This window comes from Mycobacterium sp., assembly GCF_036273375.1.
In the GTDB taxonomy this organism is placed as follows: domain Bacteria; phylum Actinomycetota; class Actinomycetes; order Mycobacteriales; family Mycobacteriaceae; genus Mycobacterium.
On record NZ_DASUHS010000160.1, the window covers coordinates 1 to 7492 of the forward strand.

A 7492-nucleotide genomic window follows, 5' to 3' on the forward strand; every position below is an offset into this window, starting at 1 on the left:
AAGAAGGTCAAGCTGCCCAAGAACGCCACCGCCAGGATCGGTCAGACCTCGCTGCTGGGTTCGCAGCACGTCGAGCTCGTCGCGCCACCAAACCCGTCGCCCGAACTGCTCAAGAACGGCGACACCATTCCCCTGAAGAACTCGACCTCGTATCCCACCACCGAGCAGACGCTGGCCAGCCTGTCCCTCATCCTGCGCGGCGGCGGCATCCCCAACCTGGAGGTGCTGCAGAACGAGATCTACAACATCTTCAACGGGCGCGGCGACCAGATCCGGGCCCTGCTCGGCAAGCTGGACACCTTCACCAGCCAGCTCAACGAGCAGCGCGACGACATCACCCACGCGATCGACTCGACCAACCGGCTGCTGACCTACGTGGGTGGCCGCGCCGACGTCCTGGATCGGGTGCTCACCGACATCCCGCCGCTGATCAAGCATTTCGCCGACACCAAGAACCTGCTGATCAACGCGACCGATTCGGTGGGACGGCTCAGCCAGGCCGCCGACCAGTACCTGTCGGAGGCGCGCGGGCCGCTGCACACCGACTTGCAGGCTTTGCAGTGCCCGCTGAAGGAGCTCGGCCGGGCCTCGCCGTACCTGATCGGCGCGCTGAAGCTGATTCTCACCCAGCCGTTCGATATTGACACGGTCCCGAAGATCTTCCGCGGGGACTACATCAACATCTCGCTGACGCTCGACCTGACCTACAGCGCGGTCGATAACGCGTTCCTCACCGGAACCGGATTGTCGGGAGCCCTGCGGGCGCTCGAGCAGTCGTTCGGGCGCGATCCGGAGACGATGATCCCGGACGTGCGCTACACGCCGAACCCGAATGACGCCCCGGGTGGACCGCTGGTGGAAAGGGGGGACCGGAATTGCTGACTCCTTTCATCCGACGCCAGCTGATCGCCTTCGGGATCCTGACCGTCATCTCGCTGCTCGTGCTCGGGATCTACTACCTGCAGGTCCCGACCCTTGTCGGCATCGGCCGCTACACGCTGAAGGCCGACCTGCCGGCATCGGGCGGGCTGTATCCCACCTCCAACGTCACCTATCGCGGCATCACCATCGGCAAGGTCACCGACGTCGAGCCGACCGAGCGTGGCGCCCAGGCGACGATGAGTATCGACAGTCACTACAAGATCCCGATCGATGCGACGGCCAACGTGCACTCGGTCTCGGCCGTCGGTGAGCAATTCCTGGACCTGACCTCGAGCGGTAATACCGGCAAGTACCTGGCGGACGGGCAGACCATCACCAAGGGCACGGTGCCGGCCGAGATCGGGCCGGCCCTGGACACGGCGAACCGCGGGCTGTCGGTGCTGCCCAAGGAGAAGATCGGCCAGCTGCTCGACGAGACGGCGCAATCCGTCGGCGGGTTGGGCCCCAACCTGCAGCGGTTGGTCGACGCCACCCAGGCGATCGTCGGCGATTTCAAGAACCAGATGACCGATGTCAACGACATCATCCAGAACTCCGGCCCGGTGCTGGACAGCCAGGTCAAATCGGGCGACGCCATCGAGCGCTGGGCGCGCAATCTGAACAGGCTGGGCGCCCAGACCGCGCAGCAGGATCAACACCTGAAAAGCGTGCTGCGCCAGGCGGCGCCAACGGCCGATGAAGTGGCCGCAACCTTCAACGACGTGCGGGATTCGCTGCCGCAGACGCTGGCCAACCTCGAGGTCGTCCTCGACCTGCTCAAGCGCTACCACACCGGCGTCGAGCAGGTCCTGGTGTTCCTCCCGCAGGGTGGATCGATCGCCCAGACGGTGGCCGCACCGTTCCCCAACCAGGCTGCGCTCGACCTGGCGCTGTCGATCAACCAGCCGCCGCCCTGCCTCACGGGCTTCATCCCGGCCCCAGAGTGGCGGTCACCGGCCGATACCAGCCTCCAGCCGCTGCCCACGGGGACATACTGCAAGATCCCGATGGAAACCCCGGCCAACAGCGTGCGCGGATCGCGCAACATCCCGTGTACGGACATTCCTGGCAAACGGGCCGCGACTCCGCGGGAATGCCGCGACCCCAAGCCGTACGTGCCCGCGGGCACCAATCCCTGGTATGGCGACCCCAACCAGACTCTGACCTGCCCCGCGCCGTCGGCGCGCTGTGACCAGCCGGTGAAGCCGGGCATCGTGATCCCCGCTCCGTCGGTGGACAACGGGCTGAACCCGGCACCCTCTGACCGGGTCCCGGGCACGCCCCCGCCCACCAGCGATCCGTTGTCCCGGCCGGGGTCGGGTACCGTGCAGTGCAATGGCCAGCAGCCCAACCCGTGTGTCTACAAACCCAGCGGGCCTCCCTCGGCGATCTACAGTCCCCAAAGCGGTGAACTGGTAGGGCCAGACGGAGTGAAATACTCCGTCGAGAACTCGACCAGAACAGGAGACGATGGATGGAAGGAGATGCTGGCACCAGCCGGCTGAACCCCATCGACACGGACGATTCGTTGACCACGCAGGACAAGATCGAGGATTCGAGGGCACCCGAGACCGGAGCCGAACAGACCGGTCCGCAGGACGCCTCCGGGGATCCGGTGGAGTCCACCGATGACGATGCCGACGTCGACACCCGGCCCGAGTCCGACGGCGCTGCCGGGGACGATGGGGAGTCCGGCGAGCCCACCGTGGCCGTACCGCGCGGTCCGTCCCGGGTGGGTCGCGGGTGGCTGGCCGCCATCGTCGCGGTACTGGTGCTGTGCGCCGGCGCCGTCGGGGCGGGTGGCTACCTCGCGCTGCACTACCACGACCAAACCCAACGGACCGCCCGCAACGACGACGCGGCGCTGAGGGCCGCGGTGGAGTGCGTGTCGGCGACCCAGGCCCCCGACACCAACGCGATGAACGCGAGCGAGCAGAAGATCATCGACTGCGGCACCGACGCCTTCCGCTCGCAGGCGTTGCTGTACACCAGCATGCTCGTGCAGGCGTATCAGGCCGCGAACATCCACGTTCAGGTGTCGGATGCGCGGGCAGCTGTGGAACGTAACAACCCTGACGGGTCGATCGACATCCTTATCGCGCTGCGCGTCAAGGTCGCCAGCGACCAGAACCAGAGCGAAGCCGGCTACCGGTTGCGCGTGAAGATGGCCTTCGCCGAGGGGCAGTACAAGATTTCCAAGCTCGACCAGGTGACGAAGTGACGGTGGTGGTCGAACAGACTGCGCCCACGGCAATCCAGGAGTCATCGCGGGACACCGTGGTGCCCTGGCGTTCTCGCGTCAGCGCATTCGCGGTCGACGTACTGCCCGGCATCGCCGTCGTCATCACGATGGCGTTGGTTCTGGGTACCGTGCCGGCCCACGGCGTGTGGTGGTGGCTGGCCATCTCCGTCCTCGGCATAGTGACCCTGCTGGTTCTGGTCAACCGGCTCTTGCTGCCGGTGATCACCGGATGGAGCCTCGGCCGCGCGTTGGTGGGTATCGCGGTGATGCGACGCACCGGCGCCGCTCCGGGACCGTGGACGCTCCTACTTCGAGACGTCGCCCACCTGCTCGACTTCGCGTCGATTGTGGGATGGCTTTGGCCCCTGTGGGATTCACGTCACCGTACCTTCGCCGACATGTTGGCGCGCACCGAAGTGCGCCGCCTGGAACCGGACACGGCGCCGCCCCACATCCGGCGCTGGAGCGCGGTCGCCGTGTCGAGCGCGGTGATGCTCTGCCTGGCCGGGGTCGCCGTGAGCTTTTTCGTGGCGTACTCCGCGGACCGGGCGACCGATCAGACCCGCGCCCAGATCGCGACGCAGGGACCCAAGATGGTCGCCCAGATGCTGACTTATGACCCCAAATCGCTGCACGATGACTTCACGCGGGCACTGTCGCTGGCGACCGACAAATATCGGTCCCAGCTGGCGGTCCAGCAGGACTTGGTTCAGAAGGGGAACCCGGTCATCAACGAGTATTGGGTCACGAACAGTTCGATCGAATCGGCGAGCCCGGATCGGGCGACGATGCTGCTGTTCATGCAAGGGCGGCGCGGCGCCGGGCCCGCGCAGCGCTACATCAGCGCCACAGTGCGGGTGAGCTTTGCCAAAGTCGGCGGAACCGCCTGGCGCGTAGACGATCTCAACGTGCTGACCAAGCCGAAGCAGCCCGGGGGCGGTAGATGAGCCCGCGCCGCAGGTTTGCCCCCGACGAGCGACCCCTGCTCATCGCGCGCCCGGTCGAGGTCGAGGCGCAGCGACCATGGCTGGTGCCGTTGGCCAGCACGGTCGCCGCGGTGCTGATGGTGGCGGCGATCACCGCATGCGCGCTGATGCTTGCCGCGCATGCATCCCGGGCGCGGACCGCGTCAAAGGATCGCGAGGTGCTGAATTACGTAACCGGGTTCATGACGCAGTTCACCTCCATCGATCCGTTTCACGCCAACGACTACGTGAACCGAATCTTGGCGCAGGCGACCGGCGACTTCGCCAAGCAGTACCAGAAGAACGCCAACGAGATCCTCCTCCAGGTCGCCCGGGCCGAACCGGCCACCGGCACCGTTTTGGACGCCGGCCTGGAGCGATGGAACGACGACGGCAGCGTCAATGTCATGGTGGCGACGGCGATCACCACCAAGTCGCCGGATGAAAAACAGGTATTGCAGAACGCCAATCGTTGGGCGGCAACCGCGACGCAGGAAGGGAACCAGTGGAAGATCAGCAACCTGCAGCAGGTGACGTGACCGCCGAGGAGAACACCGCCATCCCCAAGGACGAGGCAACTGGAGCGGCGGAGGGCGACGGCCCGGAGCTAAGTGACGAAAAGGCCGGTGCGACGGCGGAATCCGACGCCGACGATGGAACCGCGGCCGAGACGGACGGCGCCGACGCCGAGGCCACCGAGAAGGACGCGGAGCAGGCCGACGAGGATGCGGAGCAGACCACCGACACGGCGCCGCCCGACGGTGCGCGGAAAAAGCGGCGGGCCGGTAAGGCCTGGGCCATAGTCGCAATGATTGCCGCCCTGCTGTTCGCCGGATCCGCAGCGTTCGCCGGCGCGATGATGCAGCCGTATCTGGCCGACCGGGCCACCGCCGCAACGAAGCTGAACATCGCGCGGACGGCGGCCAACGCGATCACCACGCTGTGGACGTACACGCCGGAGAACATGGACACGCTCGCCGACCGCGCATCCCGCTACCTCAGCGGCGATTTCGAAGCCCAGTACCGCAAATTCGTCGACGCGATCGTGGCCCCCAACAAGCAGGCCAAGATCACCAACAGCACCGAGGTCACCGGCGCGGCGGTCGAGACGCTCGACGACCCCAACGCTTCGGTCATTGTCTACACCAACACGACCTCCACCAGCCCGCTGACCAAGAACGTCCCGTCGCTGAAATACCTGTCCTACCGGTTGTTCTTGAAGCGATCCAACAGCCGTTGGCTGGTGACCAGGATGACGACGATCACGTCGTTGGATCTGACGCCGAAAGTTTAGCGGCGCCGGTCGGCGGCGCGAAATATACTGCACCGCATGGCTGTCACGTCACCGGTATCCGAACGATGGACCGTAGCAGCGTTGCTGCTGTTGACCTTCGCGACCGGATTGGCCGACTCGATCAGTATCCTGGCGCTCGGTCACGTGTTCGTCGCCAATATGACCGGCAACGTGATCTTCCTCGGATTCTGGCTCGCTCCGAGCACCACCATCGACCTGACCGCCGTCGTGGTGGCCCTGCCGACCTTCATCTGCACGACGATCGTCAGCGGCCGACTGGCACGCCATTTCGGCATCCGCACGAGAACGTGGATCACCACGGTACTGGCAACCGAGATCGTCCTGTTGGTGGCGCTGGCGATCCTGGCGGGCACGGGAGTGCTGCGTTACCAGGGCAATTCCAAGCTATTCATGATCGGCATCCTCGCGGTGACGTTCGGTTTACAACATTCGAGTGCGCGCCAATTCGGCATTCAGGAGCTGTCCACCACCGTGCTGACGTCGACGATCGTCAGCCTCGGACTGGACAGCCACCTGGCCGGTGGCACCGGCGAACGCCACCGGCTGCGCATAGGCGTGGTCGCCACCATGTGTGCCGGCGCCTTCTTCGGTGCGACGATGTCGAGATACGTGATCGCCCCCGTGTTCGTCGTCACCGCGGCGGTGATAACAACGAGCCTGCTGATCTTTCGGTTGGGTCCGGCCGCGACGAAACCTGCTGCGGCCGTAGCTAGTTGAACGCGAGCCAGCTGGGCAGCGCCCGTTCGTGTGAATCGCAGAGCACCTGCCGGGTGTCACACGATCCCCGCGGTGATCCCGCGCCGGCCCACATGCCCCCGGTGTCGCGGCGCAGCACGATCGCCGACGAGCCACCGCCGTCGAGCAGCACGGCGTTATCGCTGCCCAGTCCTCGGAACAGGTCCTGCATGTTGTCCGGGGTGTAGTTGCCGCCCTCGAAGATGTACATCTCGTCCTTTTGCCGGGCGTAAGCCACGGCCGTTCGGGCCGCGCTGGGCCCGCCGTCGTGTAGCTGTCCGGTGTTGCCGGGCGCCAACAGCCCGATGCCCGAGACCGCGACGAACTTCTCGTTCTTGTTGAGCAGGTCGGCGACCACCGGAGTGGCGGCGTCGTAGTCGCTCTTTGTCCTGGGCCACACCACATATGGCGCACCACCGGACGGCAGGATCATGGTTGACAGCGCGCTCCAGCTCTCGCCGCCACCGGACAGGCCCTGCTTGCCGGGGTAGGCGACGGTGCCGGTGACCGCCGCGTTGGCGCGGCCCTGGCCCTGGGTGTTGTCGACGAAGGCGCCCAGCGGTGAACTGCAGCCGGTTTGGCGCCACGATCCGCCCTTTTGTCCGCGAACGTCGAAGAAGTTGGCGTTGATCGCGATGGTCGGCTGGCCCATGCGCTGCCAGGCCTGCAGTGGTGCGTAGAGCTCCGAGGCCTGCCAGAGGCCCTCGCCCGTGCGGGCCCCAGGGTTGTTCTCGCACCGGGCCTGATCGCCCTGGTGCGTGTCGACCAGCAGGTGCGGCGACAGGCGTCCTGCCGCGTTCTTGATGATCATCAGGTGGCCGCCGTTGTTCATCTCATACCAGCTGCCGCCGGCGTTCAGCATCGGCGCGGGATGGCCGGGCCCGAAGTTGTAGACCAGGTAGGAACCACGGGTGCTGCCAATGGCGTTGGCCAGCAGGTCACGGCCGTCGGCGGCCCGGGCCAGGGGCTGTCCCGAGGTGATGGCCAGCGTGAAGCAGGCGACAACGGCGGCGCAGCACGCCGCGAGCCGGCGGAAGCTGGCGCGTCGGGTCAGCACGATAGCCCTTTCCGCCCGGAACTGATGCAACAGAAACATCATCAGTCTCAGAATTCACACTGTCAACATAAATAACGTTGTGGTGACAGTAGGGCTACGCGCGAATTACGCTTGCTCGCTTGAACTTTCAGGCTCGGCGGCGGCGGGATCGGCCGGCTCGGCGGCGGCGAGTTCGGCCGGCTCGGTGTCCGCAGCCGGCTCAGTTTTGGTCGGCGCGGCGGCGGCCGGGTCCGCGTGCTTACCGCGGCGGGCCTGGT

Annotated in this window: 8 protein-coding genes; 7 read left to right on the top strand and 1 reads right to left on the bottom strand. The window is 66.2% G+C overall.

The genetic code is table 11. The features are described 5' to 3' along the window. From VFW69_RS15040 to VFW69_RS15070, 7 genes are all read left to right on the top strand, one after another. Window positions 1–882, top strand: an 882-nt coding sequence (locus tag VFW69_RS15040) for an MCE family protein (RefSeq protein ID WP_526502304.1), incomplete at its 5' end; no start/stop codon positions are given. Further along, window positions 876–2426, top strand: coding sequence for a virulence factor Mce family protein (locus VFW69_RS15045; RefSeq protein WP_526502305.1), 1551 nt, complete (start codon window positions 876–878; stop codon window positions 2424–2426). The genes VFW69_RS15040 and VFW69_RS15045, both read left to right, overlap by 7 nt. Next, complete coding sequence (locus VFW69_RS15050; RefSeq protein ID WP_526502306.1) at window positions 2396–3142, top strand: Rv1363c family protein; 747 nt, start codon at window positions 2396–2398, stop codon at window positions 3140–3142. Before VFW69_RS15045 ends, VFW69_RS15050 begins: the two co-directional genes overlap by 31 nt. After that, window positions 3139–4110: an RDD family protein gene (locus tag VFW69_RS15055; protein WP_526502307.1), complete on the top strand. Its 972-nt coding sequence runs from the start codon at window positions 3139–3141 to the stop codon at window positions 4108–4110. The genes VFW69_RS15050 and VFW69_RS15055 overlap by 4 nt, the downstream gene beginning before the upstream one ends. Next, window positions 4107–4667 carry an Rv1363c family protein gene (locus VFW69_RS15060; RefSeq protein WP_526502308.1) on the top strand — a complete coding sequence of 187 codons (561 nt, stop codon included), beginning with the start codon at window positions 4107–4109 and terminating at the stop codon, window positions 4665–4667. Before VFW69_RS15055 ends, VFW69_RS15060 begins: the two co-directional genes overlap by 4 nt. Continuing rightward, window positions 4634–5422, top strand: a complete 789-nt coding sequence (locus tag VFW69_RS15065) for a mammalian cell entry protein (protein WP_526502309.1) — start codon at window positions 4634–4636, stop codon at window positions 5420–5422. The genes VFW69_RS15060 and VFW69_RS15065 overlap by 34 nt, the downstream gene beginning before the upstream one ends. Window positions 5423–5458: 36 nt before the next feature. Further along, a complete protein-coding gene (locus VFW69_RS15070) occupies window positions 5459–6160 on the top strand; it encodes a YoaK family protein (RefSeq protein ID WP_526502310.1) in 702 nt (233 codons plus the stop codon). Here the strand turns inward: VFW69_RS15070 and VFW69_RS15075 are convergent. Next, complete coding sequence (locus tag VFW69_RS15075; RefSeq protein ID WP_526502311.1) at window positions 6153–7274, bottom strand: phosphodiester glycosidase family protein; 1122 nt, start codon at window positions 7272–7274, stop codon at window positions 6153–6155. The genes VFW69_RS15070 and VFW69_RS15075 overlap by 8 nt on opposite strands. Window positions 7275–7492: the final 218 nt, after the last annotated feature.